Below are 3,699 nucleotides of genomic sequence, written 5' to 3'. Positions count from 1 at the left end.
CAGAACACGCAAGCGTCGATGGCGCGCGCGGCGCAGGCGATCCAGGCCTTGCGGGGCGGCGCAGAGCGCGGCGCGCGGTCTCGCGGCGAGCGCGCCGAGTTCGATCCCGAACGGTCTGAACATCGGCGGACTGGTGCCGAGCAGCGGCCTCGCCGCGCCCGGCGTCGCCAATCCAGTCACCAATTGGGTCGGCGCCAACACCCCGACGCAAACGACGAGCAACGGCCAGACCACGGTCAATATCGAGCAGACGCAGTCGCAGGCGGTGTTGAACTGGCAGTCGTTCAACGTCGGCAGGGACACCACGGTCAACTTCAACCAGCAGGGCAACGCGAGCTGGGCGGCGCTCAACCGGGTCGCGTCGAACGCCTCGCCGAGCCAGATCATGGGCGCCATCAAGGCCGACGGCGCGGTCTACCTGATCAACCAGAACGGCATCATCTTCAGCGGCACCAGCCAGATCAACGTCCACACCCTGATCGCCTCGACGCTGGATCTGTCGTCGAAGCTCAGCGCCACCAACTACCAGGGCTTCCTGCAGAACGGGCTGTTCTCGCTGCTCAGCGACGTGCCGCAGGCGGCCGGTGTCACCGGCTCGGGTGCCGCGATCTTCAATCAAGGCAGCGGCACGGGCAAGGTCATCGTCCAGCCCGGTGCCATCATCGACACCAGCGCCAAGATCACCTCCACCGGCGACGGCGGCTATGTGGCGCTGCTCGCCGACGGCGGCGTCAGCAATGCCGGCCGCATCACCACCCAGAATGGCCAGATCATCCTCGCCTCGGACAGCTCCGTCTACCTGGTCACGCCGCCTTCGAACTACGTTGGAACCAGGACCGCGATGCAAGTGGTGGCCGGCGGTGGCGCCGTGACCAACGAGGCCGGCGGCCTGCTCGTCTCCAATGACGGCGCGGCGACGCTCTCGGGCGGCGCGATCAACCAACTCGGCGGCATCGTCGCCACCACCGCCACCACGCGCACCGGCTCGATCAGCCTGAGCACGGTCTGCCCGCAAGGCGGCTGCGCGAGTGGCGCGAGCGGCGACATCGTGCTCGGAGCATCAAGCCTGACTACGATCCTGCCGGACGAGAGCAGCGGCACGCTGCCGACCGCAACAGCGAATTCCTCAGTCACGGTCAACGGCAGCAACGGTGCGTCGCCGTATTTCCAGGCGGTACTGCAGCCGACGATCAATATCCAGGCGATAGGCAGTGTCGACGTGCAGGGCAGCGGCACTGGCGGCGCCGGCGCGCTGATCAAGGCGCCGGGCGCTGCGCTGACGATCGGCGCCGGCATCGACGGCACGGTCCTGCTCGAGAAAGGCAGCACCATCGATCTCTCCGGCATCGCCGGCGTGACGCTGCCGATGTCGGTCAACCAGCTCAGCATCACGATCACCTCCGCCGAGGTGGCCGACAGTCCGCTCGCCAAGAGCCTCATCGGCAAAACCGTGCTGATCGATGCTCGGGTCGGCTCGCCCATCATCGACGTGGACGGCTATATCGGGCTGATCCCCCAGAGCATCCAGCAGATCCTCACCGCCGGCGGTAGCTTCACGACGTCGGGCCGCAACGTCGTGCAACAGCCGGGTGCGGTGATCGATGTCTCGGCCGGTTATGTGCAGTACACCGGCGGCGTCATCACCACCACCCGCCTGCTCGGCGCCAACGGGCGCATTTACGACATCGGCAGCGCCGATCCCAACGTCGCCTATCTCGGCCTCGCCAACGGCTTCACCGTCCTGCACAAGGTCAACGGCACCGTCGACCCGAGGCTGACCGAAATCTATTCCAATCCGTTCGGCGGCGGCAGCTACTCGCACTACGAGGCGGCCTACATCGCCGGCGCGGATGCCGGCTCCGTCACCGTGGCCGCCGTCAACCCGATCGTCAACAACATCATCGGCAATGCGGTCGCCGGCACCCGCCAGCGCGCGGGCTTGGACAAGATGCCGAGCGGTGCGTCGCTGAGCATCAGCTTCGCAAAGCCGTCGACCGATGCCACCAGCTTCAACCCGAACAACGTGGTGCTGCAGTCGCAGGCGGATGCGGGAGCGGACCCGTATGGCCTGAGCGGCCTCAGCTTCACCAATGCGTCCACCTGGTCGCCGACGCTCGCCAATGGCGTGTTCTCGATTTTCACCGACGTGCTCTCCAATGCGTCGCTCGGCAGTGTGACGATCACGGGCGCGCACCAGCTCGACATGGCGACCAATGCCGTCCTGTCGGTGCGCCCCGGCGGCAGCATCACCCTCGACGGTGTTGGCACCATCGACGGCACGCTGAGCGCATCCGCCGGCAAGATCAGCCTCACCGGCTTCACCTATGCCGTCAACAATCCGCAATCGCCACCGACGCCGGCGCTGGTGATTGGCTCGAACGCGGTGCTCAACGTGCGCGGCCGCTGGGTCAACGACACCGGCCTGTTGTCGGATCAGCTCGAGGGCCAGGCTTTCATCAACGGCGGCAGCGTGAGCATCTCGACGCTCGCGGCCGGCAACGCGTCGGACAGCGGTGACGGCACCTTCGTCGACGTCACCCAGAGCATCGTGCTGGCGCCCGGCAGCATCATCGACGTGTCCGGAGGTGGCTATGTCGACACCACCGGCAAGCTCAGGACCGGATCCGACGGCCTGCCGGTCGGCCAGGGCGGCAGCCTGGCGCTTCAGACATACACGTCGAAGAGTGGGGGCAACCGGTGGGTTCTTTTCAGCAATGACCCCCAGGCCCCGGCTAACGCGTATAACTTCCTTCCGACGGGGACTAATCATCCCGATCAAGCCAATGTGCTGTTTGGCGGCACAATCTATGCGGGAGGCTTCGACGGCGGCGGCACGCTGACCCTGCAGGTGCCGACCATTGTCATCGACGGCGCGGCGGCAGAGGCCACGTCCTATGTGTCGAGCGCGACAGCCGCCAGGGTCGGGTCGTCCGCCGCGGGCTTCGCCGTGTCGGATGCCCGTACCGGTCAGCTGGTTCTGTCACCCTCATTCTTCACCAGCGGCGGTTTCTCGCAGTATACCTTGAATGATGTTTATGGCGGAACCACAGTCACCGCCGGCACGCAGGTGGTGCTGCAGCAGCCGACGGTCGTGCCACCCACAGGCGGTGTCGTGCAGATCCCGACCGGCGTGCCGATGCGCGATTTTGCGTCCGCGGGGCTGCTGCCGGACGGCTTGCGTAAGCCGCTCAGCCTGACATTGAACGGGACCAGCGTTGTCATCGACAGCGGCGCCGCCATTGTGGCCGATCCGCGGGCGACCGTCAGCCTGGTCGGGGGGAATGCAATCGTCGTTGGACCCAACAACATCACGTCTGCGTTGGGCGACGTCACCGTGCTCGGCAGCATCGTTGCGCCCGGCGGCGCCATCAATGTGTTCGGCGAGGTCTCGATCGGCTCCAGCGCCGTGCTCGATGTCGGCGGCGTGTTCGTGCCCAATCCGCGGGTTGTCGCGTATTCCACCGGCGCGCTGCTCGATGGCGGCACCATCACGCTCGGCGGCAACACCGTGGTGGTGCGGCCGGGCGCGCAGTTCAATCTGCAGGGCGCGGCCGTCGCCGCGGAGAGCAACCTGATCCAGCAGCCGCAGGGCGGGCTCGCGCCGCGTCTGGTCGGGCAGGCTGCCTGGAGCAATGGCGGCAAGCTGCAACTCGTGGGCTCCAGCCTCTATTTTGCCGGCAGCATCGATGCAGCCGGCGG

The 3,699-nt window shown here is 66.8% G+C and carries 1 protein-coding gene; it reads left to right on the top strand.

The features are described 5' to 3' along the window. Positions 1–133: 133 nt before the first annotated feature. A partial coding sequence (locus CWO89_RS41770) for a two-partner secretion domain-containing protein (RefSeq protein ID WP_207234690.1) occupies positions 134–3,699 on the top strand: 3,566 nt, incomplete at its 3' end.

Source organism: Bradyrhizobium sp. Leo170 (assembly GCF_004296405.1).
GTDB lineage: Bacteria > Pseudomonadota > Alphaproteobacteria > Rhizobiales > Xanthobacteraceae > Bradyrhizobium.
Note: the sequence above shows the minus strand (reverse complement) of the source record. Positions and strands in the feature narration are given on the sequence as shown.